This window comes from uncultured Aliiroseovarius sp., assembly GCF_947492455.1.
GTDB lineage: Bacteria > Pseudomonadota > Alphaproteobacteria > Rhodobacterales > Rhodobacteraceae > Aliiroseovarius.
In genome coordinates, this window is record NZ_CANLNB010000004.1 from 390760 (window position 1) to 416193 (window position 25434).

Annotated in this window: 25 protein-coding genes and 1 riboswitch; of the genes, 14 read left to right on the plus strand and 11 right to left on the minus strand. The window is 61.2% G+C overall.

Features of this window, described 5'->3' with window-relative positions:
* Positions 1-8 precede the first annotated feature (8 nt).
* The 5 genes from mreC to Q0677_RS11820 are packed head-to-tail and all read left to right on the plus strand — an operon-like array spanning position 9 to position 5488.
* Complete coding sequence (gene mreC, locus Q0677_RS11800; RefSeq protein ID WP_298909970.1) at positions 9-926, plus strand: rod shape-determining protein MreC; 918 nt, start codon at positions 9-11, stop codon at positions 924-926.
* Positions 923-1462 carry a rod shape-determining protein MreD gene (locus Q0677_RS11805; protein WP_298909971.1) on the plus strand — a complete coding sequence of 180 codons (540 nt, stop codon included), beginning with the start codon at positions 923-925 and terminating at the stop codon, positions 1460-1462. The genes mreC and Q0677_RS11805 overlap by 4 nt, the downstream gene beginning before the upstream one ends.
* Positions 1459-3414 carry a penicillin-binding protein 2 gene (gene mrdA, locus Q0677_RS11810; RefSeq protein ID WP_298909972.1) on the plus strand — a complete coding sequence of 652 codons (1956 nt, stop codon included), beginning with the start codon at positions 1459-1461 and terminating at the stop codon, positions 3412-3414. The genes Q0677_RS11805 and mrdA overlap by 4 nt, the downstream gene beginning before the upstream one ends.
* On the plus strand, positions 3411-4556 hold the full coding sequence (gene rodA / locus Q0677_RS11815) for a rod shape-determining protein RodA (RefSeq protein WP_298909974.1): 1146 nt from the start codon (positions 3411-3413) through the stop codon (positions 4554-4556). The genes mrdA and rodA overlap by 4 nt, the downstream gene beginning before the upstream one ends.
* A complete protein-coding gene (locus Q0677_RS11820) occupies positions 4556-5488 on the plus strand; it encodes a glyoxylate/hydroxypyruvate reductase A (RefSeq protein WP_298909977.1) in 933 nt (310 codons plus the stop codon). Before rodA ends, Q0677_RS11820 begins: the two co-directional genes overlap by 1 nt.
* Before the next feature lie 94 nt (positions 5489-5582).
* Here Q0677_RS11820 and dtd read toward each other — a convergent pair whose 3' ends face one another.
* The 9 genes from dtd to Q0677_RS11865 are packed head-to-tail and all read right to left on the minus strand — an operon-like array spanning position 5583 to position 12773.
* Entirely contained in the window at positions 5583-6020 is a 438-nt protein-coding gene (gene dtd, locus Q0677_RS11825) for a D-aminoacyl-tRNA deacylase (protein ID WP_298909979.1), read from the minus strand.
* Entirely contained in the window at positions 6017-6697 is a 681-nt protein-coding gene (locus tag Q0677_RS11830) for a nitroreductase (protein ID WP_298909981.1), read from the minus strand. The genes dtd and Q0677_RS11830 overlap by 4 nt, the downstream gene beginning before the upstream one ends.
* A 10-nt stretch (positions 6698-6707) precedes the next feature.
* Positions 6708-7823, minus strand: a complete 1116-nt coding sequence (locus Q0677_RS11835) for a TFIIB-type zinc finger domain-containing protein (protein WP_298909984.1) — start codon at positions 7821-7823, stop codon at positions 6708-6710.
* 9 nt (positions 7824-7832) lie between these two features.
* A complete protein-coding gene (locus tag Q0677_RS11840) occupies positions 7833-8360 on the minus strand; it encodes a cytochrome b/b6 domain-containing protein (protein WP_298909987.1) in 528 nt (175 codons plus the stop codon).
* A gap of 3 nt (positions 8361-8363) precedes the next feature.
* A complete protein-coding gene (locus tag Q0677_RS11845; protein WP_298909990.1) occupies positions 8364-9479 on the minus strand; it encodes an SPFH domain-containing protein in 1116 nt (371 codons plus the stop codon).
* Positions 9480-9507: 28 nt separating this feature from the next.
* Positions 9508-10473 (minus strand): DUF2927 domain-containing protein, encoded by a 966-nt coding sequence (locus tag Q0677_RS11850; protein ID WP_298909993.1) that lies wholly within the window; start codon positions 10471-10473, stop codon positions 9508-9510.
* 28 nt (positions 10474-10501) lie between these two features.
* Positions 10502-11695 (minus strand): toxic anion resistance protein, encoded by a 1194-nt coding sequence (locus Q0677_RS11855; protein WP_298909995.1) that lies wholly within the window; start codon positions 11693-11695, stop codon positions 10502-10504.
* A gap of 17 nt (positions 11696-11712) precedes the next feature.
* Complete coding sequence (locus Q0677_RS11860) at positions 11713-12597, minus strand: 5-bromo-4-chloroindolyl phosphate hydrolysis family protein (protein ID WP_298909997.1); 885 nt, start codon at positions 12595-12597, stop codon at positions 11713-11715.
* Positions 12597-12773 (minus strand): hypothetical protein, encoded by a 177-nt coding sequence (locus Q0677_RS11865; RefSeq protein ID WP_298909999.1) that lies wholly within the window; start codon positions 12771-12773, stop codon positions 12597-12599. The genes Q0677_RS11860 and Q0677_RS11865 overlap by 1 nt, the downstream gene beginning before the upstream one ends.
* Before the next feature lie 275 nt (positions 12774-13048).
* Between Q0677_RS11865 and Q0677_RS11870 the strand changes: the two genes are divergently transcribed.
* The 5 genes from Q0677_RS11870 (at position 13049) to Q0677_RS11890 (ending at position 18301) form a co-directional block, all read left to right on the plus strand.
* Positions 13049-14734 (plus strand): NAD(P)H-dependent oxidoreductase subunit E, encoded by a 1686-nt coding sequence (locus Q0677_RS11870; protein WP_298910000.1) that lies wholly within the window; start codon positions 13049-13051, stop codon positions 14732-14734.
* A gap of 125 nt (positions 14735-14859) precedes the next feature.
* Complete coding sequence (locus Q0677_RS11875; RefSeq protein WP_298910003.1) at positions 14860-15507, plus strand: lysoplasmalogenase; 648 nt, start codon at positions 14860-14862, stop codon at positions 15505-15507.
* A gap of 66 nt (positions 15508-15573) precedes the next feature.
* Positions 15574-16779 carry a signal recognition particle-docking protein FtsY gene (gene ftsY, locus Q0677_RS11880; protein WP_298910005.1) on the plus strand — a complete coding sequence of 402 codons (1206 nt, stop codon included), beginning with the start codon at positions 15574-15576 and terminating at the stop codon, positions 16777-16779.
* 6 nt (positions 16780-16785) lie between these two features.
* Complete coding sequence (locus Q0677_RS11885; RefSeq protein WP_298910007.1) at positions 16786-17688, plus strand: EamA family transporter; 903 nt, start codon at positions 16786-16788, stop codon at positions 17686-17688.
* Between the two features lie 10 nt (positions 17689-17698).
* Positions 17699-18301, plus strand: a complete 603-nt coding sequence (locus tag Q0677_RS11890) for an inner membrane-spanning protein YciB (RefSeq protein WP_298910010.1) — start codon at positions 17699-17701, stop codon at positions 18299-18301.
* Between the two features lie 18 nt (positions 18302-18319).
* On the opposite strand, the gene Q0677_RS11895 is transcribed toward Q0677_RS11890, so the two are convergent.
* Positions 18320-19021: a glutathione S-transferase N-terminal domain-containing protein gene (locus tag Q0677_RS11895; RefSeq protein WP_298910012.1), complete on the minus strand. Its 702-nt coding sequence runs from the start codon at positions 19019-19021 to the stop codon at positions 18320-18322.
* Positions 19022-19143: 122 nt separating this feature from the next.
* A riboswitch (SAM riboswitch) is annotated at positions 19144-19222 on the plus strand.
* Between the two features lie 65 nt (positions 19223-19287).
* Here Q0677_RS11895 and metZ point away from each other — a divergent pair.
* The 4 genes from metZ (at position 19288) to Q0677_RS11915 (ending at position 23498) form a co-directional block, all read left to right on the plus strand.
* Positions 19288-20466 carry an O-succinylhomoserine sulfhydrylase gene (metZ, locus tag Q0677_RS11900; RefSeq protein ID WP_298910014.1) on the plus strand — a complete coding sequence of 393 codons (1179 nt, stop codon included), beginning with the start codon at positions 19288-19290 and terminating at the stop codon, positions 20464-20466.
* An 85-nt stretch (positions 20467-20551) separates the two neighbouring features.
* On the plus strand, positions 20552-21658 hold the full coding sequence (gene folE2 / locus Q0677_RS11905; protein WP_298910015.1) for a GTP cyclohydrolase FolE2: 1107 nt from the start codon (positions 20552-20554) through the stop codon (positions 21656-21658).
* 105 nt (positions 21659-21763) lie between these two features.
* Positions 21764-21991, plus strand: a complete 228-nt coding sequence (locus Q0677_RS11910) for a DUF1127 domain-containing protein (RefSeq protein ID WP_298910017.1) — start codon at positions 21764-21766, stop codon at positions 21989-21991.
* 58 nt (positions 21992-22049) lie between these two features.
* A complete protein-coding gene (locus Q0677_RS11915; protein ID WP_298910020.1) occupies positions 22050-23498 on the plus strand; it encodes a TrkH family potassium uptake protein in 1449 nt (482 codons plus the stop codon).
* 67 nt (positions 23499-23565) lie between these two features.
* On the opposite strand, the gene Q0677_RS11920 is transcribed toward Q0677_RS11915, so the two are convergent.
* Positions 23566-25398 carry a serine protease gene (locus Q0677_RS11920; RefSeq protein WP_298910023.1) on the minus strand — a complete coding sequence of 611 codons (1833 nt, stop codon included), beginning with the start codon at positions 25396-25398 and terminating at the stop codon, positions 23566-23568.
* Positions 25399-25434 lie beyond the last annotated feature (36 nt).

The window sequence follows — 25434 nt, forward strand, 5'->3', positions numbered from 1 at the left end:
AGGCCAGATTGGCACGCAAACCGAACCAGACCGAGGAATACGGCCGTCCGCTGCGCAGGCTTTTTGTCGGCCTGCTGATGCTGTGCCTGTTTCTGGTCTTTCTGGTCTGGCGGATTGACAGCCCGCGGGTCGAACGCTTCCGCGCCAATCTGATCGACACGGTGGTGCCAAGCTTTGACTGGGCGATGGTGCCGGTGACCAAGCTGGTCGGGATGGTCGAGGACTTCCAGTCTTACCAACGCATCTACGAGCAGAACCAGGAACTGCGCCGCGAGTTGCAGCAGATGAAGGCGTGGAAAGAAGCCGCCCTTCAGTTGGAGCAGGAAAACGCCCAGCTTCTGAACCTGAACAACGTGCGTTTGGATGCGCAGCTTTCCTATGTGACCGGCGTTGTGCTGGCTGACAGCGGCTCGCCCTTCCGGCAGTCGGTGCTACTGAACATCGGCACCCGTGACGGGCTGGTCGATGGCTGGGCGGCGACTGATGGTCTGGGGCTGGTGGGCCGGATTGCGGGTGTGGGCAAAAGCACCAGCCGCGTGATCCTGCTGACCGACAGCAACAGCCGCATTCCCATCACAGTCCAGCCCTCGGGCCAAGATGCGCTGCTGGTGGGCGATAACTCGGCCGCGCCGCCAATCGAGTTTCTGGAAAGCCCTGAAAAGGTCCGCCCGGGCGACCGCGTGGTGTCCTCGGGTGACGGGGGCGTGTTCCCTGCAGGGCTTTTGGTCGGGCATGTGGCAATGGGCACCGACCGGCGCCTGCGCGTCCGGCTGGCCGCGGACTATGAACGGCTTCAGTTCCTGCGCGTATTGCGCAGCCACCCCGGTGAAATGGTCGAGGGCGAAGGTAGCCTGATCGTCGCCAGCCCCGCCGTGCCCCCCGAACCGGTCGATGCCGCCCCCGAGGACGGAGGGCAGGGCGAATGACCGACCGCGTCACGCTTCTGCGCTGGGCCTTCTGGGGGCTGCTTGTCGCGATCTCGGCGGGACTTCTGTTCGTGAAAATGCTGCCGCTGGACCTTAGCGCCGGGCGCTTCCCCGGTCCTGACATCTTCATGGCCGTCGTGGTCGCATGGATGCTGCGCCGTCCCGACTATGTCCCCATCCTTTTGGTCGCTGCGCTGATCTTCCTAACCGACCTTCTGTACCAAGACATCCCCGCCGTGGGCGCCTTGATGGCGGTCATCGGGCTTGAAGTTCTGCGTCGGCGCGAACCCGGCCTGCGCGAGCAGTCCTTTGTGGTCGAATGGGGCGTCGTCGCCGCCGTTCTGCTGGCGATGCTGCTGGCCGAGCGGATTTTTCTGGCGATTTTCTTTGTCGACCAGATCCCTTTTGGCCGCGCGCTTTTGCAGTTCGTCAGCACTGTCGCGGTCTATCCGGCGGTGGTCTTCACCTCGGTCTTTATCTTGGGTGTGAACAAGATGCAGCCCGGCGACGATCCAGTGCGGAGCCAAGCAGCATGAAGCGGTCCCCTCAAGATACCGAGGCAAGCGCCCGCAAGATCACTCGTCGGGGTCTGTTCCTTGGCGGGCTTCAGGTCTCGTTCGCGGCGATGCTGGTGGGGCGGATGCGGTATATGCAGGTCGAACAGGCCGATGAATACCGCGATCTGGCGGAAGAAAACCGCGTGAAGTTCTCGCTTCTGCCGCCGGCGCGGGGGCTGATCTATGACCGCAACGGCGTGTTGATCGCGGGAAATGAACAAAACTATCGCATCGTCATCGTGCGCGAGGATGCGGACGACCCCGAAGCGGTGCTGAACCGTCTGCGCAAGATTGTTTGGCTTGATGATGCGGACATAAAACGCACCTTGGATGAAATGCGCCGACGTAGCGCCTTCGTGCCAGTTACTGTGGCTGACCGCGTCGCGTGGGAAGACGTGGCCGAGGTCGCCGTGAACGCCCCCGCTCTGCCCGGCATCACGGCCGAGGTTGGCCTGTCGCGCAGCTATCCGCGCGCCGATGATTTCGCCCATGTTATTGGCTATGTGGGTCCCGTGTCGGACTATGACCTGTCCAAGCTTGAAGACCCTGATCCCCTTCTGCAAATCCCGCGTTTCCAAATCGGCAAAAGCGGTGTGGAAGCGAAGATGGAGCTGGATCTGCGCGGATCCGCGGGCACGCGCGAGGTCGAGGTGAACGCCGTGGGCCGCGAAATGCGCGAGCTGGGCCGCGAGGAAGGCCGCGCGGGCGACAACATTCAGCTGACCGTGGACGCCGACCTGCAAGCCTATGTCCAAGCGCGTCTTGCGGGCGAAAGTGCCGCCGCTGTCGTGATGGATACCCAGACGGGGGATGTGCTGGCCATCGGCTCGGCGCCCACGTTTGATCCCAACAAATTCGTGCGCGGGATTTCCAGCAAGGACTACAGCGCGCTTCTGAACGACAAATACCGCCCGTTGGCGGCAAAGCCCGCGCAGGGCACATATCCGCCCGGATCGACCTTCAAGATGGTCACCGCCTTGGCCGCGCTTGAAGAAGGCGTGATCGACCCCGGTGAAACCGTTAAGTGTTGGGGGCATGTCGAAGTGCACAAACGCCGGTTCCACTGCTGGAAACGCGGTGGGCACGGGCCGGTCGATCTGGCCAAAAGCCTGCGCGAAAGCTGTGACATCTATTACTACGACATCGCTCAACGCGTCGGGATCGAAAAGATCGCCGAGATGGCCCGCAAGCTGGGGCTGGGCGAACGTCACGATCTGCCTCTGTCCGCCATTGCGCAGGGGCTGATCCCGACCAAGGCGTGGAAGCGCGAAGCGCGGGGCGCAGATTGGGTGATCGGGGACAGTCTGAACGCGGGCATCGGGCAGGGCTTCGTTCTGGCCTCGCCCTTGCAACTGACGGTGATGACTGCGCGGCTGGCAACGGGGCAGGCGATTTCTCCGCGGCTGGTGCGCTCGGTCAATGGGGTCGAGACGCCGGTGCGCAATGACGGTCCGCTTGAGATCAGCACCAGCAATCTGAATGCCATCCGCGAGGGGATGTACGAGGTTGTGAACGCCCGACGTGGCACGGCAGGACGGTCCAAGATCGTGGGGGACGACCTGCGCATGGCAGGGAAAACCGGCACCAGTCAGGTCCGCAACATTACCGCCGCCGAACGCGCGCGCGGGGTATTCCGCAACGAGGACCTGCCGTGGGAACGGCGCGACCACGCGCTGTTTGTCTGCTATGCGCCCCATGACAACCCGCGCTATGCGGTGACCGTCGTGGTGGAACATGGCGGCGGCGGATCGACGGCAGCGGCGCCCATCGCACGCGATGTGATGCTGCAGGCGTTCTATCAAGGCAAGCCCCCGCTGGAAGCCTATCCAGCGAACCAGCGCGGCACGATCCAAACCCGCCAACGCGACATCGAAGAGATGCTCGAGATGCCGCATGACGAACGCGTCAAAGCTGCCGAGGGTCGGGCATGAGTTATCTTGAGTATAACGTCAAAACCGTTCCGACCGGACTGCGCAAGGTGCTCTATCTGAACTGGTCGCTGGTGCTGCTGCTGATCGCGGTGGCCAGCGTCGGCTTCCTGATGCTGTTTTCGGTTGCGGGTGGCAAGATGGACCCGTGGGCGATGGCGCAGATGAAGCGTTTTGCCTTAGGCATGTTCCTGATGTTTGTCATCGCGATGATACCGATCTGGTTCTGGCGCAACATGGCTGGGGTGGGGTATCTGCTGTCGCTTGTCCTGTTGGTGCTGGTCGAGGTCATGGGATCCGTCGGGATGGGCGCACAGCGCTGGATCGACCTTGGCTTCATGCGCTTGCAACCGTCAGAACTGATGAAGATCACTTTGGTGATGATGCTGGCGGCCTATTACGACTGGCTGGATATCAAGAAGGTCTCGCGCCCGCTTTGGGTGCTTGTCCCCGTGATCCTGATCATGCTGCCGACCTTTCTGGTACTGCGCCAGCCGGACCTCGGCACTTCGATCCTTCTGGTGACGGGCGGCGGCGTGATCATGTTTCTGGCAGGCGTCAGCCTGTGGTATTTCGGGGCGGTGATTGCCTCGGGCGTTGGGCTGGTAACCTCGGTTTTCCTGTCGCGCGGGACGGAATGGCAGCTTCTGAAGAACTATCAGTACCGCCGGATCGACACGTTTCTTGATCCGTCTTCGGACCCTTTGGGGGCGGGCTATCACATCACCCAATCCAAGATCGCGCTAGGGTCCGGCGGCTGGACCGGGCGGGGCTTCATGCAAGGCACACAGTCGCGCCTGAACTTCCTGCCGGAAAAACACACCGACTTCATCTTCACCACGCTGGCCGAGGAGTTCGGCTTTCTGGGGGGCGCGTCCCTGCTTACGCTCTACGTGCTGATCCTGATCTTCTGTGCTGTCTCGGCGTTCCAAAACAAGGACCGTTTCAGTTCGCTTCTGATCCTTGGAATTTCCGTCACCTTCTTCTTGTTCTTTGCCGTGAACATGTCCATGGTGATGGGCCTTGCCCCGGTGGTCGGGGTGCCGTTGCCGATGGTCAGTTATGGTGGATCTGCCATGTTGATTTTGCTGGTTGGTTTCGGTTTGGTCCAAAGCGCACATGTGCACAGAGCGAGACAAAAGTGATGCCCATCAACGTCCTGTATGCCGGTAATCCCAAACGCTGGGATGTCTATCACCGCGAGATCAGCAAAGCGCTTGACGAAATTCAGATCGAGGCGACGCTGTCCTGCGATCTGCCGGCCGATCAAGTGGATTACATCGTCTATGATCCCAACAGCGCGCTTCAGGATTTCACGCCTTTCACCCGCGCCAAAGCGGTGCTGGGTCTGTGGGCCGGGGTCGAACGGATCGTCTACAATCCGACACTGACCCAACCTTATGCGCGCATGGTGGATCAGGGTCTAAGCGAAGGCATGACCGAATGGGTCGTGGGCCACGTGCTGCGTCACCATCTGGAGATGGATCAGGATATCCACAACACCACCCCTGCCTGGGGGCGTCTTGCCCCACCTCTGGCCCGCGATCGACGCGTCGGCATTCTGGGGTTGGGAGAGCTGGGGCGCGTCTGTGCCAAGGCGCTGACCGATCTGAACTTCCCCGTGTCCGGCTGGAGTCGTGGGGTCAAGTCCATCGACGGCGTCACCTGTCTGCATGGTGATGAGGGATTGGAGCAGGTACTGCGCAATTCAGACATTTTGGTCCTGCTGCTGCCCGCCACCAAAGCGACCGAGAATGTGCTGAATGCTGAACGGATCGCGATGCTGCCCGAAGGTGCCGTGATCATCAATCCGGGCCGTGGCCCGCTGATTGACGATGCCGCTCTGCTGGACGCGCTGGATCGTGGTCACATTGCCCATGCAACGCTAGATGTGTTCCGCATCGAACCCCTGCCGAATGACGATCCCTATTGGACCCATCCGAAGGTGACGGTCACACCGCATATCGCCTCGGACACACGCCCAGATACAGCGGCAAAAGTGATCGCGGAAAATATCCGCCGTGGCGAGGCGAAAGAACCATTCCTGCATCTGGTCGATAAAAAAGCGGGCTACTAGGCCCTCTTCCTCTTGCCACAAATACCTTGGGGTGAATGCGCGCAGCGCAGAGGGGCAACGCCCCTACAGGCTCACAACGTGAGCCACCTTAGCCCTAGAACTCCATCCAGATCGTAACCGGCCCGTCATTCACCAGCGACACTTTCATGTCTGCCCCAAAACGCCCCTGCGCGACCTCTATCCCATGCCCGCGCAGCTGGTCCGCAAAATAATCATACAGCCGCTCGCCCTCGTCTGGACGGGCCGCCGTTGAGAACCCCGGACGGTTCCCGCGCGAGGTGTCGGCGGCCAGCGTGAACTGGCTGACCACAAGCGCCGCCCCGCCGGTATCCAGAAGCGAGCGGTTCATCTTGTCCGCGTCATCCTTGAAAATCCGCAGTTTCGAGATCTTGGCCGCCAGCGTGTCGGCATTCGCCTCGACGTCGCCTTCCATCGCACAGACCAGAATCAGAAGGCCGGGGCCGATTTCGCCGATAGCCTCGCCGTCGACACGAACCGCAGCCTCGCTGACGCGTTGGATCAAAGCTCTCATTCACTGTCCTTTCCGTGCCAATGCACCCATTCGCCCAGATCTGCCCGTTCGGTGCGGAAGCTGTTGGCGGGGTGCTCCTCGTCGCTGCGCCCAAAGGCAATGCCGCACAGAATCACGCGATCTTCCGGCAGATTAAACCAGTCGCGCAGGAAGGGCGCGAAGGCGGCGACGGCGGCTTGTGGGATTGTCGCGACACCTTGGGCGGTGGCAGCCAGACAAAACCCGGTCACGAAGCCCCCGCAATCCAGATAGGCATAGGGGCCAAGCTCGGCGGGCGCGGTGATCAGTGCAATATGCGGCGCGCCGAAGAAGCGGAAGTTTTCCAGCATCTGCTGGCCGGATGCAGCACGATCCCCGGGCGTCACCCCCACGCTTTTATAAAGCTGCAGGCCACAGGTCTTGCGGCGGCGCTGGTGCAGGCCGGTATAGGCGCTGGGCCAGTCTACATCTGGCGACTGCGCGGTGTTCACAGCGTGCTCATAGAAGGCGCCACGCAACCGGTCGGTCTCAGCCGCGGTGGTGACCTCAACCTGCCAAGGTTGCGCATTGCACCAGCTTGGCACCTTCTGGGCCGCGCGAAGGATCTGGTCAATTACCGGCGCGGGGATCGGGTCCGGGCGGAAGGCGCGGCAGGAGTGGCGGGCGCTGAGGAGCGCGTCGAGTTGATCGGGGGTCATTCGCTGCCCTCTATTGGCTTTGCGCCGACAGATAGCCGATCACGCCCGCCGCGATCAGCCCCAAAATCACCGCGAAGGTGATCTTCCAGACCGAGTAGGGGCGTTCCCCCTGAACCCGTCCGTTCTGTCCATTCACAACGAACCGATAGGTCTTGCCGCGATACTTATAGGCGGCCAGCCAGACCGGCAGCAGGATGTGCTTGAAGGTCAGATCGGACATGTCCGTGTCCATCGAGGTGACGCGCTGGCGATCCCCGCCGATATCGAACTTCACATCGCGCAGGATGACGCGGTTCATATAGTCGCGCGCTTCGGTAAAGCCCTCGTCCAGCTCGACGGTGTAGCCCTCGGCGCGGAAGCCCGCCAGAAACTCGGGACGATACGGCTCCAAACGCGACAGATCCCACGGCTCCAGCGCGTCGGTGTATTTCTTCGGCAGGCCTTTCGAGGCCAGCACCAGCACATCATCAAAGAACCGCGCCACCCGGCCCGAGACCGAGGTCCAGCGGACATGCTTGGTTGTGCGCTCCTCCCGCTCGCCGTTCACCATGACGGTGCGGGTGCGCTCGTGCTCGGTCCCGCGCTGGCCGGTGTAGCGCGTCTTGGTGTCCGCATCGAAGGTCCAATAGGGCACATAAATACCGGTCATCTTGCGCCCCTTGCGGGCGTATTCCTGCAACCCGTTCGGCGCGAACCACAGACGCCCCAGCCAATCGCTCATGGCTTTGTGGGCCTCGCGTTCCTCGATCTCAAACGGGGCGAGACCTTTGGGTTTGATATGCCGATGCGTGCCGGTATCCGTGACGACCGGTGTGGCACAGAACGGGCATTCGGCGGCATGGGTCGCGCTATCGAACTCGAATTGCGCGGCACAGTTGGGGCAGCTCACCACCCGCGTTTCTTCCATCTCGTGATCCGGAAGATCAGCGGACAGCGCGCGCTTCAGGTCCAGTTCGCGAATGACGGGCTGGGCGGGTTGGCGATCCTCGATCGGCGCCTTGAAGCCGCAATGGTCACAGGTCAGCTGATTGTGCTCGGGGTCAAACCGCAGATCTGCGCCGCATTGGTCGCAGGGAAAGCGATGTTCCTCGATGGGCGATTGAGTGTCTTCGCGCGGATAGGCCATCCGGAGTCCTCAGAGATATTTGTGCAGCACTTTCGGGACCATGATGCGCAGCGCGTTATCCTTCAAGCCGAAATGCCGCCAAATGTGAAACCCCGCATGGGCGAGCATCAGGATGAAGAAGGCGTCAAACGCGATCTCGTGAATTTCTTCGGCGATATTATGCAGTCCTTTGGGCGCGTTGCCCGGGTTGATTTGCACCAGACCGAATGCCCGAATGGCGAACGGCGCGGCAAGACCCGCGAAGGCGCCGGTGGCGACCGTCACCGGTAGACCGATTTGAAGCGCCTTGTGCGACAGCGCGTGGACCTGCTTGCCCCAGCCGGGCAGCTTTGGCCCGGCTCGGCCTGCCAACCCTTTTGACAGGTACATGCCAAGCCAGATCGCGGCCACCAGTGCCAGAAGGATGCCCATGCCCGAATGCGTGGCCAGACCAAGCCCCGGATTGCCGCGTATTTCCTCGGGTTCGACAAGGAAGAAATACAGGATCAACCCGAAGGCCAGCCAGTGCAGCCATTTGATAGTCGTGCGACGATTCACAGATCAGGCACCCGGCGGGGGCGGCGGCAGGATGGTGAAAAGCTGGGCCAGCTCGGCCACATCTTCGGCCCGCATCCAGCCGTCTTGGCCGGGGGTCCAGACATGGCTGTCGCGGGTCAGGCTGCCGGCGGTGGCCATGCGGCCCATTGCGGCCTTGGAAAACGGCCCTTTGGTTTCGCCGTTCTCGGCCACGTGCCAGACATGCTCCACGGGCGGCGGAGGCGGCGGTGTTTGTGCGCGTGCAGCCGGGGCAGCGGGTGCGGCGCCCCAAGGGCCGGATTGCATCTGGCCTGCCATGCCCATGCCCATCGCGGCCCCCATACCAGCACCCATCGACGATGCCATGGCCGAATTCTCGGCCCCCATCGCCTCGGCTGCGTTGAACTTCATGTAGTTGTCCAGATTGCCCGCGATGCCCATCGAGGTGCGTTTGTCCATCACTGCCTCGACCGCGGGGGGAAGCGAAATATTCTCGATATAAAACTCGGGGATCGACAAGCCATACTCGGCCACAATGCCGGTGATCTCGGCGGCGATAATCTTGCCCAGATCGGCGGTGTTGGCGGCCATGTCCAGAACCGGAATGCCAGCGCCTGCGATCACGCGGCTGAAGGCTTGCACGATAATGTTGCGGATCTGAAAGCTGATCTCGTCCATGGTGAATTCGCCATCCGTGCCAACGATTTCCACAAGGAACTTCGCCGGATCTGTCACGCGGACCGAGTAGGTGCCATAGGCGCGAATTCGGGTCGGGCCGAATTCGGGATCGCGCAACATGATCGGGTTCTTGGTGCCCCATTTCAGATCGTTGAAGCGTGTCGTGTTGACGTAATAGATCTCGGACTTGAAGGGCGATTTGAAGCCGTGATCCCAGTGGTTCAGCGTCGTCAGGATCGGCATGTTGTTGGTTTCCAACATGTAAAGACCGGGCGTGAACACATCCGCCAGTTGGCCTTCATGCACGAACACCGCAGCCTGTCCTTCGCGCACGGTCAGCTTCGCGCCGTACTTGATCTCGTGATCTTCGCGCTCAAAACGCCAGACCATCGTGTCGCGCGTGTCATCCACCCAGTGAATGACGTCAATGAATTCTCCGGTCAGAAAATCAAGAATACCCATGGTTAAATCCTCCTGGGGGGCAATCGGGTCACGCAGAGCCGCCCATAAGTTCGGCTGCAATTTTGGTAAAGGTCGGGCGCGCCTCATCAGCGGTCATGCCGGGCTTTAGGCGCTTATCATAGAGCATCTGCAACAGCAGTTCGTCATGCGAGGTCAGAAGCCCGAACTCGTCGGAATCGTTGAAGATCGAGGGGCGGGCCAGAGGGCTGTCATTGGGCAGGCCAAGGCCTTGCGCCAATTCCTCGTGGATGCAGGCCGCACGCATCAGGTCGGGCAGTTCGGCCCGGATCACCGCGACGGCGCGCTCGATCTTATTGTCGTCATCGCGGTCCCCGGCAAAGACCACGCATTGCGTGTCGCGATTCAGATTGGCGATCTGAGAAAGGTCGGCGTCACTGATGCCCGGCACGGCACGGCGCAGCGCGGCGGAACTGGCGCGGCGTTCGGTTTCGGTCAGGACTAAGACGGTGAAGTTTACACCCAGCGGAACGGCACCCGAGGCGGCGCTGATCGGGTGGCCCGTAAGGCGAGCCAAGCGGGCCACATAGGGCGCAAAGACCTGCCGGTCGATCTCGCGCTGATCTTCTGGCACCGCGTCCCCGAAGCTCAGCCCAAAGCGCACGGGGCGGGTCCAGCGTGTCAGCCTAACTGCGTGTTCCTGCGTGATCCGGCGATCGCCTACCTTGCTGTATTCGCTGTTGAAGGCGATGCGTTCAAAATTCCGCGCCAGCATCGCGTCAGTGAAGGGGGTGTCCGGTCCGCCGCCGTCACGGCGCAGCTGGTCATGCACCAGACGGCTGGCCTGTATCTTGGCGTAGTAGTTGCGCAGATAGGCGCTGCTGTCTTTCGTATGCCCAACCGTTAATTGTGGAAGGGTTTCAACAGGCTTGGGTGGTGCCGAGGCTTGCGTCTGCAGCGTACACCCCGCCATAGCAGTCAGGGCCGTCATCGCAATAACGGCCCCTGTGATCTTGTGAAACGCGGTTCTGCTCACCTGTTTGCCTTTCGGGTTTTTGCCCTTCTTAGCTGTCCGACACGCTTTCGGCCAGATTATGGCCCGATGCGGTGCCGCGTGCCTTGGCGGCAGCCAGAGTCTCTTTCAGCTCGGCTTCCATTTTCACCAGTTCTTCTTCGGCAGCGGCGCGTTTGGCTTTGCCTTCGTCGGCGATGGCCAGGCTTTCCTCGATCGTCGCGATCAGGGTGGCGTTGGCCGATTTCACCGCTTCGATGTCGAAGACGCCGCGCTCCATTTCCTGACGGACCATGCGGTTGGCCTCTTGCAGGTTTTCGGCGTTAGCAGTCAGAAGCTCGTTGGTCAGGTCGGTCGCGTCCTTCACCGCGGCAGCGGCTTCTGCCGAGCGCTGGATGGTCACGGCTTGCGCCAGCTGGGTTTCCCACAGCGGCACGGTGTTCACCAAGGTCGAGTTGATCTTGGTCACCAGCGATTTGTCGTTTTCCTGCACCAGACGGATCGAGGGCAGCGACTGCATGGTCACCTGACGGGTCAGTTTCAGGTCATGAACCCGGCGTTCCAGATCATCCCGCGCGGCGCGCAGGTCACGCAGTTCCTGTGCTTTGATCACGCCATCCTCTTCCGGGGCAGCGGCGACTTCGGCTTCTTTGGCGGGGATTACGGTGTCGTCCAGCTCGGCCAGTTTGGCTTCGCCGGCGGCGATATAGAGCGCCAGCTCGTCATAGAAATCGAGCGTCTTTTCATAGAGCTTGTCGAGCGACTTGATGTCTTTCAGCAGCACGTGTTCGTGGTTCAGCAGGTTGTCGGTGATCTTGTCGATCTGGCCCTGAACATCCTCATACCGCGCCATGAACTTGGCGGCGGGCGCCATGCGGCCCAGCAGTTTTTCCCACCAGCTGCGCTTGCGGCGCATGTCCAATTCACTGATCGAGAAGCCACGGATCGTGGTGACGATATTGCGCAGGCTGTCACCCGCCGGGCCAACATCCTTGTTGCGCACGCCTTGCAGCATGTCTTGGCTGATGACCTGAAGTTCCGACTGTGCAGCCGAGCCGAATTCGATGATCGACTGCGTGTTCGTCATGTCGATCTCGTCCATGCGCTTCTGGATTTCGGCGCTGGTGGGTTCGTCTGCCTCGGCCAGAGGAACCAGAGCGGTCGAGGGCTCGGGCAGGATCACGGCGGTGGTGTCCTCAATCTCTTTCAGGGCGGCTTGCGCCTGTTCGCGGGTCGTCTGGGTCATCACATTGTCCTCGTCACTTAATCTTCGCTGCGCACACCTTCGCGTGCCAGCCGTTCGCGCAGAACCTCGATTTCGACATCAAGATCGCTGCGATCATCCTTCAAGAACTGTTTGGTCTTCGCTGCGAAATTCGCCTCGAGATCATCCAGCAGGGTTTCGTAATCCGCCAATGCGCCGCCATGCGGGTCGCGCAGGTGGATGTCGACAAATTTGGTCGTCGCGTCGCGCGCGCCCAAAAGGTACACGCCCAAATATTTCCGGGCCGAGGTCAGGTCACGCGGGTCATCCTCGACCGTGCGGAACATGTCGCGGGCGGTGGCGATGAATTGGTCCAAGCGCGCCTCGACACGGCGGTCGCGGATGCGGGACACGGCCTCGCGCATGGCGTTCAGGTGCTTCTCAGCTTCGCCCACGGCGCGGGCCACGCGGTCGGTCTGAAACTCGTCCACACCCTCGGCGCCCTTATTGCGCAAGGGATCGGGGCCAAAGGCCGCCAGATGCAGACCAGTGCCAAGTGCGCCAAAGATCGCCGCGTTCAGGATCGAGCCGCCCGCAAAACCCACAAGCGCCAGACCCGCCCCCATCAAGGCCGCGCCAAACAGCTTGCGCGGGATCGCAGGGCGGCGGGCGATTTTGCGGGCGTCATAGGCCTGATGGGCCATCACGCCATCGCGGGTTAGCCAGGCCGATCCAATCAGGATGCCGAAGGCCACGAGGGTCAGGGCCATCTCAGTCGGCGGTTGAAAAAACGCGCGGATCGCAAGGGGCAGGGGGGCAAGGAATAAGAAGTTCACACGCCCGGCGCTGCGGGCTGGCTCTTGCCCGTCAAACGGTCGACGGGTGGGTGGCGGTGTCTTGGGCTGACCACCGGGGCTGAACTCGCCCCCATATCGTTGTGCCATTATGCGCCCCCCATGATCGAAACATAGAGGATCAGCGCGAGCAGCATGAAGAATGCAGTTTTCTGCAATCCATTTTCCGACACGTTTGGGCCCCCTTCCAGAAACGGCGCATCAACACCCAACAAAGCCGGGACGCAGATACGCGCCGTGCGGCCTTTCAGATCAACACGTTCCATGTGTTTTGTATCAGGAAGAAGAATAAGCCCGGTGGGGTGATAAACAAGGGGGAATGGTTCTGAACACTCCCCCTTGGCGGGAAATGACGCAGTCGGATTGGACGTGCGGCATGGAGGAACGCAAGAGGCGCTTTGCGTTTCGGCGTGTGAGCGGCTGGACATGCAAATCAGCGTGAACTCACGGCTCTACGCAATCCGTCATGCGTATGTCGTTTTTGAATGGCGCGGCGCGCCGGGAGACAGCTATGATACGCGTGTGCTTTAAGGGGAACATCATGGCGCTGGACGACAAAAAAGGCATCTGGAAATCGGGCAAGGGCAAAGGGCGTCGGACGCCCAAGGGCCGTCAGCTGAACATGGACGCGCTTGAGCGTGTACAGGCGTTGCTGGGCGACCGTCCGCGTCGCCGCGACCTGCTGATCGAGTTTTTGCACCTGATTCAGGACGAATATGGCCATTTGTCGGCGGACCACATCCGCGCGTTGGCGCAGGAAATGGGTACCGGTCAGGCCGAGATTTACGAGGTTGCCAGCTTCTACGCCCATTTCGATGTGGTGAAAGAAGGCGAGACGCCTCCGCCTGCGCTGACCATTCGCGTCTGTGATTCCCTGTCCTGCGAGCTAGCCGGTGCCGAAGCACTGCAAAAAGCGCTTGAGGATGGGCTGGACGCATCCGAGGTCCGCGTCGTGCGTGCGCCCTGCATGGGCCGTTGCGATACGGCTCCGGTTTTGGAGCTGGGCCACAACCACATTGATCACGCCACGTTTGACAAGACCGTAGCTACGATCCATTCAGACGACACCCACGCGCACATTCCTGACTATCAGGATCTGGCCGCCTATCAGGCCGAAGGTGGGTATGCCAAACTGGCCGAGCTGCGCGATGGGGGCGATTGGAAAGACGTTCAGGAAACTGTGCTGAACGCCGGTTTGCGTGGCCTTGGCGGCGCCGGTTTCCCGTCGGGCACCAAATGGGGTTTCGTGCGCGCCAATGCAGGTCCGCGTTACCTTGCCGTCAACGGTGACGAGGGCGAGCCGGGCACGTTCAAAGACCGCTATTACCTTGAACGCACCCCGCATCTGATGCTGGAAGGCATGCTGATCGCCGCTTGGGCGGTCGAGGCCGAGACCTGCTTTATCTACATGCGCGACGAATACCCCGCCGTGCTGGAGATCCTGCGCCGCGAGATTGCAGCGCTGGAAGATGCGGGCATCGTCGCCCCCGGCTTTATTGACCTACGCCGTGGTGCGGGTGCTTACATCTGCGGCGAAGAAAGCGCGATGATTGAATCGATCGAAGGCAAACGCGGCGAACCGCGTCACCGCCCGCCCTTCGTGGCGCAGGTCGGCATCTTCAACCGCCCGACGCTGGTCCATAATGTCGAGACCCTGCTTTGGGTCGCCCGCATCTTACGTGAGGGGCCGGAGATTCTGACCTCGGTCGAGAAGAATGGCCGCAAAGGTCTGCGGTCCTATTCCGTATCCGGTCGCGTGGCCAATCCGGGTGTGCATCTGCTGCCCGCAGGCTCGACCATCACCGACATTATCGAGGCCGCTGGTGGCATGGCCGACGGTCACAGCTTCAAAGCCTATCAACCGGGCGGCCCGTCCTCGGGCCTGTTGCCCGCGTCGATGGCCGACATTCCGCTGGATTTCGACACGCTGCAGCCGCATGGCACCTTCATTGGCTCGGCCGCGGTGGTGGTTCTGTCCGATAAGGATAGCGCCAAAGAGGCCGCGCTGAACATGCTGCGCTTCTTCGAGGATGAAAGCTGCGGTCAGTGCACCCCGTGCCGCGTTGGTTGCGAGAAAGCTGTGAAGCTGATGCAGGCGGACAAGTGGGATCAGGATCTGCTGGAAGAGCTGAGCCAGACGATGGTTGACGCGTCGATCTGTGGTCTGGGGCAGGCGGCGCCGAACCCGATCCGTCTGACCATGAAGCACTTCCCTGACGAAGTTTGATCTGGCGAAGTTTGATTTTCCAACTACGGTTACGTCAAGCTTGACCCGCGTGTTGCGCGCGGGTTGGCTGGGCGCGTGTTGGCGGTGGTCAACGCGCGGTTAACCCATTTGGACTACGCAAAGACATGGCCCAATTGCCCCTCATCCTCGGCCTGCTGATTTCGCTGGCCTATTTCCCGCTGACCTCGCGCGCGCCCACATGGCCCCGCTCGATCATCAAGACGATCCCGCTTTTGGTGTTCTCGCTGGCGGCCTATTGGGGCGGAGGCTCTGCCTATCTGGTTGCTGGGCTATTCCTGTCCGCGCTGGGCGATTTCGGGCTGTCGCGGGACGGGGATGGGCCGTTCCTGTACGGCCTCTCTGCCTTCGCTTTGGCGCATCTGCTCTATATTCTGCATTTTCTGGGCCTGTCCGGCGCCCCCATCTATGACGCGTTCACCACCGCGCCCATCCCCGCGCTGGTGCTGGTCGGCCTGATGGTCTCGACCGAGCTTTGGTTGGCGACCCATACGGGACACCTGCAATGGCCGGTGCGGATCTATGTGATCATCATCGGTGTGATGGGATTGTGCGCGCTGGCGCTGCCTTTTGGGTGGACGGTTATTGGTGCCGGACTGTTCATCATCTCGGACGTCATTCTGGCGATCAGCCTGTTTCGGATGTCCGACACCTATCACCACCGGCTGAAAGCGGGTTATGCGATCTGGGGCTTCTATATCGCCGGGCAGGTGTTGATCCTTCTGGGTGGGCTGCCCGCGCCCGCGATCAGTTAGCCTGCCCCCTTCCATCCGCCCCCAATGTGGCTTACTTGGAAGGAAAGGGACTATGAGGGCGCTTAGATGGCATTCTTCTCGAAACTGAAGGACCGGTTGTTCAAATCGTCGTCGAAGCTTGAAGAAGGGCTTGAGGCGATCGTCGAGCATGGCGGCGAGGAAGAGCTGGTCGAGGCCGCAGAGGCTGAGGCGCCAGAACCCGCGCCCGTTGACGTACAAGCGCCAGTCGAGGAAGCAACTCCCGAGCCCGAGCCCGAGCCCGAGCCCGAGCCCGAGCCCGAGCCTGTTGCCGTTTCTGAAACGCCTGCCGAAGTTTCGCCGGAACCGGAACCAGCGCCTCAACCCGTTGAGAAAATTGTTGAATCCGCTCCCGAAGAAGCCGCTAAACCCGGCCTTCTGGGCCGTATGTTCGGACGTCGCGAGGCGCAGAAGGTTGTGCGCCGCACGGTTGACGACGACATGCTGGAAAGCCTTGAGGATCTGATGATCACCTCGGATATGGGCGTCGATACCGCAATGCGCGTGACGGCGAACATCTCGGAACGTCATTTCGGCAAGAAGCTGTCGGTGGACGAGATCAAATCCGTACTGGCCGATGAAGTCACCCGGATTATGGAGCCCGTCGCGGTTCCTCTGCCAATCTATCCCAAGCGCCCTCAAGTCGTGCTGATCGTTGGCGTGAATGGGGCGGGCAAGACGACCACCATCGGCAAGCTGGCCAGCCAGTTCACTGCGGCCGGCAAAAAGGTCGTGATCGCCGCGGGCGACACCTTCCGCGCCGCTGCGGTCGAGCAGCTTCAGGTCTGGGGCGACCGCGCAGGCGTGCCGGTCTTGACCGCGCCCGAAGGCTCGGACCCGGCGTCGCTGGCGTTCGACGCGATGACACAGGCCGAGGCCGATGGTGCGGACCTGCTGATGATCGACACGGCCGGGCGATTGCAAAACCGCTCGGACCTGATGGAGGAACTGGCCAAGATCGTTCGTGTCATCAAGAAAAAGGACGAAACCGCGCCGCACAACACGCTCTTGGTTCTGGATGCGACGACAGGTCAGAACGCACTGTCTCAGGTCGGGACGTTCCAAGACCTTGCCGATGTGTCGGGCCTTGTGATGACCAAGCTGGACGGCACCGCGAAAGGTGGTGTGCTGGTGGCACTGGCGGACAAATTTGCCCTGCCGATCCACGCCATCGGTGTGGGCGAGCAGATCGACGATCTGGCCCCGTTCGACCCCGAAGAGTTTGCCCGCGCCCTGATCGGCATCACGGATTAACGGGTCATGAGCGCTTGGCTCACCTCGCTTGAAGGTACGCCCGCCGGGCATGACCTTGCACTGGCGCTCGCCCTGTTCGCGGCCTTCCTGCACGCGCTCTTTGGCGCGCTTCAAAAAGGGCGGCATGATCCGTGGCTGTCACGTGGGGCCATCGACTTCAGCTATGGCGTGATCGCGGCCCCGTTCGCGCTGTTCGTAGTGCCCTGGCCCGAGCCGCACATGTGGCCGATCTTCGCAATCGTGTTCCTTATCCATGTAGGCTACAAGCTGGCGCAGAGCTATACCTATGTGCTGGGCTCTTACACGGTGGTCTATCCGGTGGTGCGCGGCACAGGGCCACTGTTTACAGTCATTGGAGCTGGGTTTCTGTTCGGCGAAAGCTTCACCGGGATGCAATGGGTGGGCGTTCTGACCCTTGTCGCCGGGATTTTCGCGCTGGCGGCCTATAACCTGCGCCATTGGCCGCTTGGCCGCGCGCAATTGAAACCGGCGCTTGCTATGGCCGTTCTGACCGGTGGATTCGTGGCCGCCTACACCACCTATGACGCCTATGGCATCCGCGCGACGGCGGACCCGTTTACCTTCCTTGCGTGGTTCTTTTTTATCGACGGGTTCTTCATGCCGGTGATTGCAGCCCTTAGATGGAAGAACATGGCCGAGCGTCCCGCGCTTGCTCCATTGATGGGGCGCGGTGTTTTGGGCGCGTTCGTGGCGTATTTCAGCTTCGGCTCGATCATGTTGGCCACACGGTTGGGTGGCGTGGGCGAGGCGGCGGTGTTGCGCGAAACCTCGACCGTGTTCGCAGCGCTGATCGGCTGGATCGTGCTAGGTGAAAAGGTCGGGCCGCGGAGGTTGGTGATGATGGCTTTGATCGCGGCCGGCGCCGTGCTAGTCGAAATGGGCGGATGAAGGAGTTCCCATGAGCGAAAAACAGGTAAATCCCGCCCTGCGTGGCGCGTTGGAATACGGACCCATCATCCTGTTCTTCGCCGCCTACACCTTCCTGAAGGATCAGACCTTCATGGTCGCTGGGACCGAATATTCGGGCTTTGTCGCCGTCACCGCGATGTTCATTCCGGTGTTGGTCGCGGCCACGCTGGCGATGTGGAAACTGACCGGGCACCTGTCGAAAATGCAGATCGTCACGCTGGTCTTGGTGATCGGGTTTGGCGGGTTGTCGATCTGGTTCAATGACGAGCGGTTCTTCAAGATGAAACCGACGATGATCTATCTGCTGTTTGCAGGTCTTCTGGGCTTTGGCCTGATGCGTGGCGAAAGCTATCTGGAAGCGGTGATGGACAAAGCCCTGCCGCTTGAAAGACAGGGCTGGATGTTGCTGACCAAGCGGCTGGCGATCTTTTTCCTGCTGCTCGCCGTCGCGAACGAGGCGATCTGGCGCATGATGTCCACCGACGCTTGGGTGAACTTCAAAACCTTCGGCCTGCCCGCAGCGACCTTCGGGTTCTTCATGTCACAAGCGGGGCTGTTCAAGCGGTTCGGGACGGACGAGGAAGCCTCCTAAGCCCGTCCCTTGCCGGGCTTATCGCTTGAATAGAAGATCCTGCGCCTTGCGGTCATCCTGCAAGTTGCTACGCTTTTCAGCTGCCACCGCACGTCCGCGCTGAACGGCGGGGCGTGCGCCGACCTCCTCGAGCCACCGCGCCAAATGCGGTTTGTCGTCCAGATCCTGCTGCTGGCCTTCCCAAAGCGACGCCCAGCCCCAGCACGCCATGTCCGCAATGGAAAAGAAGTCCCCAGCCAGATAGCGGTTGCCCGCCAGACGACGGTCCATGACGCCATAAAGTCGCGCAACTTCGGCCCGATAACGATCCTTCGCATAGGGCAGATCCTGCGGCGGATCCATTGCGGGGGCGTATTTCAGGAAGTGATGCGCCTGACCGGCCATCGGTCCCAGACCGCCCATCTGCCACATCAGCCATTCTTCGACGGCCACACGGTCACGCTCGGTTTCACCATAGAACTGACCGGTTTTGCGGGCGAGATATTGCAGGATAGCGCCGCTTTCAAACACCGAAATAGGCGCGCCATCCGGACCGTCTGGGTCGACAATCGCGGGCATGCGGTTGTTCGGTGCGATCTCAAGAAACTCGGGCGCAAACTGGTCGCCCGCGCCAATGTTGATCAGCTTTACCTCATATGGCAGGCCCATCTCTTCCAAGGCAATCGAGATTTTCCAGCCGTTCGGCGTCGGCCAATAGTAAAGTTCAATGGGATTGGACATCGTGTTTCCTTTTTGGGTCCCACTGAACATGGCAGTCCGCCCGGAAATGACAAGTATGCAGCTTTCACGATATGGCGAGCCAATCTTTCGTCGCTCTTGACGCCTTAGTTTACAGGCGATATGGCGATGTCCGAGGCGATTTGTCCACCGGATTGCGGGCCTCGTTAAACATTCCGCTAAAGAGGTCAGGGTAGGCGGGACATCCCGTGCCGCAATCCCCCGACGCTCGCAGCGGTGGGGGTTTTTTTGTGCGAAAGGAACGCGCGATGACAAAATGGGGTAAACGGACCGAAGCCGTACACGGAGGCGTACGCCGCAGCCAGTATAACGAGCTGTCCGAGGCCATGTTCATGACGCAGGCCTTCGTCTATCCGACCGCGGAAGCCGCCGAGCAGCGCTTTATCGAAAGCGGCCCGGACGAGTTCATCTATGCGCGCTACGGCAACCCCACCAATCGCATGTTCGAAGACCGCATTGCGGCGATGGAAGGCACAGAAGACGCGTTTGCCTGTGCCTCGGGCATGGCGGCGGTGAACGGCGCGTTGATGGCACTGACGCAGGCAGGCGACCACGTCGTATCCTCGCGCGCGTTGTTTGGATCGTGCCTTTATGTGCTCGAAGACATTCTGGGCCGGTTCGGTGTGGAAATCACGCTGGTTGACGGTACCGACAATCAGGCGTGGGAGGATGCAATCCGTCCCGATACCAAGCTGGTGTTTTTGGAAACCATCTCGAACCCGACGCTTGAAGTGATTGACTTGGCGCATGTGGTGAAGGTCGCGCATGCCAATGGTGCACTGGTTGTGGCGGATAACGCGATGCCGACGCCCGTGTTTTCCTATGCGTCCAAGCTGGGCGCCGACCTTGTGGTCTATTCCACGACCAAGCACGTAGACGGCCAAGGCCGGATGCTGGGCGGCGCGATCTGCGGCTCGCGCGAGCTGATCCGCGGCCCGATCGAGACCTATGTCAAGCACACCGGCGGGGCGATCAACCCCTTTGCCGCGTGGACCCATCTGAAAGCGCTGGAGACGTTGGATTTGCGCGTGCGCGCGCAGGCGGACGGCGCGCTGAAAGTGGCGGATGCGCTGCAGGGCCATCCCAAGCTGTCGCGCATCAGCTATCCGACCCACCCGTCGCACCCGCAATATGACATCGCGATCCAACAAGCGCCCTCGGGCGGGACGGTACTGGCGATCGAGGTGGACGGCGGCAAGGACGCTTGCTTCCGCTTCCTGAACGCGCTTGAGATCTTCACGATCTCGAACAACTTCGCAGACGCGAAATCCATCGCGACCCATCCGGCCACCACAACGCACCAGCGCCTGCCGCAAGAGCAGAAAGATACGCTGGGCATTTCGGATGGTCTGGTGCGCCTGTCGATTGGGCTTGAGGACGTCGATGATCTGATCACCGATCTTCTGAACGGCTTGGACGCGGTCTGATCTGTCGCATTTCGTCCATCGCGTTTGGCGTTTATGTGTCAAAAGCATATGATAGAGACGTGCGATGGCAGGATAGGGGTTCGCCATGAACCAGATGAAGCGCAAAAGCGGGGACGCGGTGGATACCGCGCAGGCGCAAGATGCCCTTGAGGTTCTGCGCAACTGGGCTGCGAAAGCGGACCCGGTTGAAGTTGCTGCGCTGGACCCTGCGATTGCACGGCTTCTGCCTTCGGCCGAGCTTCCGAACTACCCCGAGCTCAGCCGCACCTACCCGGACGGCTTTACGCCGGATGCGGATTACAAGGCGTCGATGCCCGATCTGCAAAACGGTCCGGCCAGCCTTATCCAAGGTGCCAAACGGCATATTCAGCATGTGGGGATTTCCAATTTCCGCCTGCCGATCCGTTATCACACTCGCGATGGATCGGACGTGACGCTGGAAACCTCGGTCACCGGGACGGTCAGCCTTGAAGCTGGCAAGAAGGGCATCAACATGTCGCGCATCATGCGCAGCTTCTATGGCCACGCCGAGAAGACCTTTAGCTTTGATGTGATCGAAGCCGCGCTGGACGACTACAAGACCGATCTGGAAAGCTTGGATGCCCGGATCGAGATGCGCTTTTCCTATCCGGCGCGGGTGGAAAGCCTGCGATCAGGTCTGTCCGGCTATCAGTATTACGACATTGCGCTAGAGCTGGTCGAACATCGCGGCAAGCGCCGCAAGTTCCTGCATCTGGACTATGTCTACAGCTCGACCTGCCCCTGTTCGCTGGAACTGTCCGAACACGCCCGCCAAATGCGCGGGCAGTTGGCGACGCCGCATTCGCAGCGCTCGGTCGCGCGGATTTCGGTCGAGAAGATCCACCAGCCTACGGGTACGTTGTGGTTCGAGGATCTGATTGACCTGTGCCGCGTTGCGGTGCCCACGGAAACGCAGGTGATGGTGAAGCGCGAAGACGAACAGGCCTTTGCCGAGCTGAACGCCGCGAACCCGATCTTCGTCGAAGACGCAGCGCGCCTGTTCTGCGAGCAGCTTCAGCAGGACGACCGGATCGGAGATTTCCGCATCGTCGCCAGCCATCAGGAAAGCCTGCACAGCCACGACGCTGTCTCGATCCTAATTGAGGGCGACACGTTCGAGGCCGAAAGCCTGGATCCCAAGCTGTTCTCGACCCTGTTTCACGTCGGCTAGCTGTTAGCGCATAACAGGATTGCGGATTTAGCAATGGTTAAGTCACCAATACTGACCTAACCTGATGTCAGGGAGGAAACCAACGGCTTTGACAAGAGGTTTCCAATGGCTACGCACACGACAAATATCCACACACCAGCGTTTTCGCTGTTCGCACCGATCCGTGCGTTCTTCGCGGCACTCGGTCGCGCAATGATCGTCGCTGCTGAAAATTCGTCGCGCATGAAGCGGATTGAAGCTTTTAACGCGATGACAGACGAACAACTGGCCGAGCGCGGCCTGAAACGCGAAGACATTGTGCGCCACGTTTTTCAGGATTTGATGTACGTCTAAGCAAAGACGGCACTGACGGTGCTTGACACTATGGGCGTAGGGGGCCAACCCTGCGCTCATGTTGGATTTGCGACCTGTCATCTATGTTATCGGGCTTCTTGTCGCCGTTCTGGGCGCGACGATGCTGATCCCGGTCGGGATCGACTTGGCGGACAACAACCCCGATTGGCAGGTGTTTTTGCAAAGCGCCGTCGTGACGATGCTGATTGGCGGGTCGATGGCGCTGTCCACTGCGAATGGCGTGGGCAAAGGCCTGACGATCCAGCAAACCTTCCTTCTGACCACCGGTGTTTGGGTGGCGTTGCCGATCTTTGGCGCACTCCCCTTCGCACTGGGCGAACTGGACGCCCGCCCCGTGGACGCGTTTTTCGAGGCGATGTCCGGCCTGACCACCACCGGATCAACCGTGTTGTCCGGGCTGGATGACCTGCCCAAGGGGCTTTTGTTCTGGCGTGGGCTTTTGCAGTGGTTCGGCGGCATCGGTATCATTGTTGTGGCGATGGTGTTCCTGCCCGAACTGCGCGTCGGCGGAATGCAGATCTTCCGGTCCGAGGGCTTTGACACCTTCGGCAAGATCCTGCCCCGCGCGACCGAGATTTCCTCGCGCATCTCGGTCATCTACTTCACCCTGACCGCGCTGTGCGCACTGGCCTATTTTGCGCTGGGGATGAGCATTTTCGATGCTGTCACCCATGCGATGACAACCATCGCGACGGGTGGCTATGCCAATTATGACGCCTCGTTTGGGGCGTTTGGGGCGGGGCCGGAATATGCGGCCGTGGTGTTCATGCTGCTGGCCGCGCTGCCCTTCGTGCGCTACGTACAAATCCTGCAAGGCACCGCGCGTCCGCTGTTGCATGACCCGCAGGTGCGCGGGTTCTTCATGACGTTGGTCGTCGTGGTCGCCATCATGGTGCTGTGGCGCTGGCTGGCAGATGGGCAGCTAAGCGAGCAATCCCTGCGCAAAACGCTGTTCAACCTGACATCGATCCTGACGGGGACGGGCTATGCATCGCAGGATTATATGTTGTGGGGCGGCTTCCCTGTGGTCTTGTTCTTCTTCGTGGGCCTGATTGGTGGCTGCGCTGGCTCGACCGCGTGTTCGATCAAGATCTTCCGCTATCAACTGCTGCTCTCGTCAATCAAGGCGCAAATCCAATCGATCCACTCGCCCCACGGGATCTTCACGCCACGGTTCGGTGGACGCCGCGTGGATGAAGAGGTCCTGTCCTCGGTCATGGGGTTCTTCGTGTTCTTCGTTGTCACCTTGGGCGTGACCGCTGTCGCTCTGGGTTTGACGGGGCTAGACTTTACTACCTCCATGTCCGGCGCGGCGGCCGCTTTGGCCAATATTGGTCCCGGCTTGGGGGATCAAATCGGGCCAGCGGGCAATTTTGCGGGGCTGAACGATACCGCCAAATGGATCCTGATCGCCGCCATGCTGGTCGGCCGGTTGGAGCTTCTGGCCGTATTCGTCCTTTTTACCGTGACCTTCTGGCGGGGGTGATGCCCCTCTAATCAAAAAAGGCCCGCGGCGATCTGCCCGGGCCTTTCTGCATTCTATGCGCTGAGGATCAGTTCCAGCAGCTGACCAGAACCGTCATGTCAGCGGCCTTGGTGTTCAGCTCGACCGGATCGACCGAGGTGACGCTGTCGGTGGTGCTGGTGGTCACACCGTTTGCGGCCAGGAAGGCGGCGACGGTGCCTGCGTCCATCGCGAAGCTGGTGTCGGCGGGCAGGGTGCGGCCTGTGGTGCCACCGGCGGGCAGCAGCATCCCCATTACGGAACCGCCCGCGTCCAGAACCGGGCCGCCTGCATCGCCCGGCAGGGCGGCAAGGGTCAGGCGGGACAGCTCAGCCTGGCCATTCAGGCCGGTCAGCTCGGACAGGGTACCGAAGGTCAGGCTGGGCGCGCTGAGGCGACCCTCATACGAGAAGCCCGCGACGGCTACGTCCGATTTTAGGCGTGGTTCAGCGGTCAGGAAGGATGCGAACGAGATCGGCGCCTGCGCAGTGGCGGGTTCCAGCAGCGCCAGACCCAGCGTGTCGTCCGTGGCCACGACGTTGGCGTCAAACTCGTCGTTGATCGAGATGCGGGTGCAGGACCCAACGGCCTCGGTCGTGGTCAGGATGCGCCCGGCACCATCCACATAGAAGCCCGAGCGCGAGCGTTCCGGCGTGCGGATGTCCAAGCCGGACAGCAGATCAAGGCTTTGCGTGGCGTCATCCAATCCGGCGTCATCGGCCAGCGCCTGTGCGCCCAACGACGCAAAGCTTGCCCGCATGTCCCGCAGGGCCAGATCGCGGCGCTTTTCATCGCCTTTGGGCCAGACCAGCGTGAAGCCCTTCACGGTGCCGTCCGCCAGCTTGACCTGCGTGAAGGACGAGATCTTGTCGTCTGCCCCCTCGATGGTGAACCCGCTCTTGCCTCGCTCGCGCGGGCCCTCGGTCGGGACGATCTCAAGCGTTTGCAGGATGTCATAGAGACCATAGAGCGTGTTCTGATCGCCGGTCTGGCTGATCATCACCAGTTGGACATCGCTGTCGCCCTTGGTTTTGAAATGCACGAAGGGGGCTTCGTAGCGGTCAAACGCGACCATGCCAGCGGGGATCGCCATCGCGATGCCTGCGTTCTGGTCCTCGAACGGGGCCATGCCAAGCGCATCCAGAACAGATTGATAGCTGCCCAGAAGCACCGCGCGCTGGCGGGTGGTCAGAACGCCGGTCGGGTCATAGCCCTTATCCGTCTGCCATGCCGCCATCGAGCGGCGGGTGCCCGCGCCAAACGCGCCGTCAATGGCCGAGGTGTAGTAGCCTTCCCACTGCAGCGCGACCTGCAACGCCTTGCGTGCATCGCGGTCCAAAGCCCGCTCGCTTGCCTGCGCTTCGCGCTTGGTTTCGTCCTGAATGACGATCACGGGTTCGCTAGGAGTTGCAGGAACCACGGCGACGGTTTCGGTTTGCGGCTCGGGGGGCGTTTCGACGGCTGGCGCCTCGATCGGGGCTGCGGTCAGGGCGCTTGCGCCGACAGGCCAGTACTGCTGGCGGAACTTATTGGGTAGCGCGATGAAGCTGTCTTGCGGGATCAGGCCCGCGTTTTTCAGGTTGCGCAGCTGCACTTCGGCGGCGCGTTCGGTGTACGGTCCTAAAACGATGGCATACCAATTGCCTCCGACGCGAAACCCGCTGACGCCGTCCAGACGGCTTGCATAGGCGCGGGCGCGGGCTTCGGCCTCGCCCAGCGTCGGTTGGGCTTCCACTTGAATCCACCGCACCGCCTGACCGCTTGTGGCTTGCTGTGCCACGGCTGGTCCTGCCGAAAGCAACGCAAGGGCGCTGGTGGCGGAGACTGAAGTCACGAAGGGAAGAAGGCCGGTGGCCAAGGCAATTGCAAATTTACTGGTCATGGATCCTCGTCGCCCTAAGGGCAAATTAGGCTGAAT

What these genes read in the sequence shown, in the direction of transcription:
- Q0677_RS11805 (WP_298909971.1), top strand. Translation starts at nt 923, where the DNA reads ATGACCGACCGCGTCACGCTTCTGCGCTGGGCCTTCTGGGGGCTGCTT.
- mrdA (WP_298909972.1), top strand. Translation starts at nt 1,459, where the DNA reads ATGAAGCGGTCCCCTCAAGATACCGAGGCAAGCGCCCGCAAGATCACT.
- rodA (WP_298909974.1), top strand. Translation starts at nt 3,411, where the DNA reads ATGAGTTATCTTGAGTATAACGTCAAAACCGTTCCGACCGGACTGCGC.
- Q0677_RS11820 (WP_298909977.1), top strand. Translation starts at nt 4,556, where the DNA reads ATGCCCATCAACGTCCTGTATGCCGGTAATCCCAAACGCTGGGATGTC.
- dtd (WP_298909979.1), bottom strand. Translation starts at nt 6,020, where the DNA reads ATGAGAGCTTTGATCCAACGCGTCAGCGAGGCTGCGGTTCGTGTCGAC.
- Q0677_RS11830 (WP_298909981.1), bottom strand. Translation starts at nt 6,697, where the DNA reads ATGACCCCCGATCAACTCGACGCGCTCCTCAGCGCCCGCCACTCCTGC.
- Q0677_RS11835 (WP_298909984.1), bottom strand. Translation starts at nt 7,823, where the DNA reads ATGGCCTATCCGCGCGAAGACACTCAATCGCCCATCGAGGAACATCGC.
- Q0677_RS11845 (WP_298909990.1), bottom strand. Translation starts at nt 9,479, where the DNA reads ATGGGTATTCTTGATTTTCTGACCGGAGAATTCATTGACGTCATTCAC.
- Q0677_RS11855 (WP_298909995.1), bottom strand. Translation starts at nt 11,695, where the DNA reads ATGACCCAGACGACCCGCGAACAGGCGCAAGCCGCCCTGAAAGAGATT.
- Q0677_RS11860 (WP_298909997.1), bottom strand. Translation starts at nt 12,597, where the DNA reads ATGGCACAACGATATGGGGGCGAGTTCAGCCCCGGTGGTCAGCCCAAG.
- Q0677_RS11865 (WP_298909999.1), bottom strand. Translation starts at nt 12,773, where the DNA reads ATGGAACGTGTTGATCTGAAAGGCCGCACGGCGCGTATCTGCGTCCCG.
- Q0677_RS11870 (WP_298910000.1), top strand. Translation starts at nt 13,049, where the DNA reads ATGGCGCTGGACGACAAAAAAGGCATCTGGAAATCGGGCAAGGGCAAA.
- Q0677_RS11875 (WP_298910003.1), top strand. Translation starts at nt 14,860, where the DNA reads ATGGCCCAATTGCCCCTCATCCTCGGCCTGCTGATTTCGCTGGCCTAT.
- ftsY (WP_298910005.1), top strand. Translation starts at nt 15,574, where the DNA reads ATGGCATTCTTCTCGAAACTGAAGGACCGGTTGTTCAAATCGTCGTCG.
- Q0677_RS11885 (WP_298910007.1), top strand. Translation starts at nt 16,786, where the DNA reads ATGAGCGCTTGGCTCACCTCGCTTGAAGGTACGCCCGCCGGGCATGAC.
- Q0677_RS11890 (WP_298910010.1), top strand. Translation starts at nt 17,699, where the DNA reads ATGAGCGAAAAACAGGTAAATCCCGCCCTGCGTGGCGCGTTGGAATAC.
- Q0677_RS11895 (WP_298910012.1), bottom strand. Translation starts at nt 19,021, where the DNA reads ATGTCCAATCCCATTGAACTTTACTATTGGCCGACGCCGAACGGCTGG.
- metZ (WP_298910014.1), top strand. Translation starts at nt 19,288, where the DNA reads ATGACAAAATGGGGTAAACGGACCGAAGCCGTACACGGAGGCGTACGC.
- folE2 (WP_298910015.1), top strand. Translation starts at nt 20,552, where the DNA reads ATGAACCAGATGAAGCGCAAAAGCGGGGACGCGGTGGATACCGCGCAG.
- Q0677_RS11910 (WP_298910017.1), top strand. Translation starts at nt 21,764, where the DNA reads ATGGCTACGCACACGACAAATATCCACACACCAGCGTTTTCGCTGTTC.
- Q0677_RS11915 (WP_298910020.1), top strand. Translation starts at nt 22,050, where the DNA reads ATGTTGGATTTGCGACCTGTCATCTATGTTATCGGGCTTCTTGTCGCC.
- Q0677_RS11920 (WP_298910023.1), bottom strand. Translation starts at nt 25,398, where the DNA reads ATGACCAGTAAATTTGCAATTGCCTTGGCCACCGGCCTTCTTCCCTTC.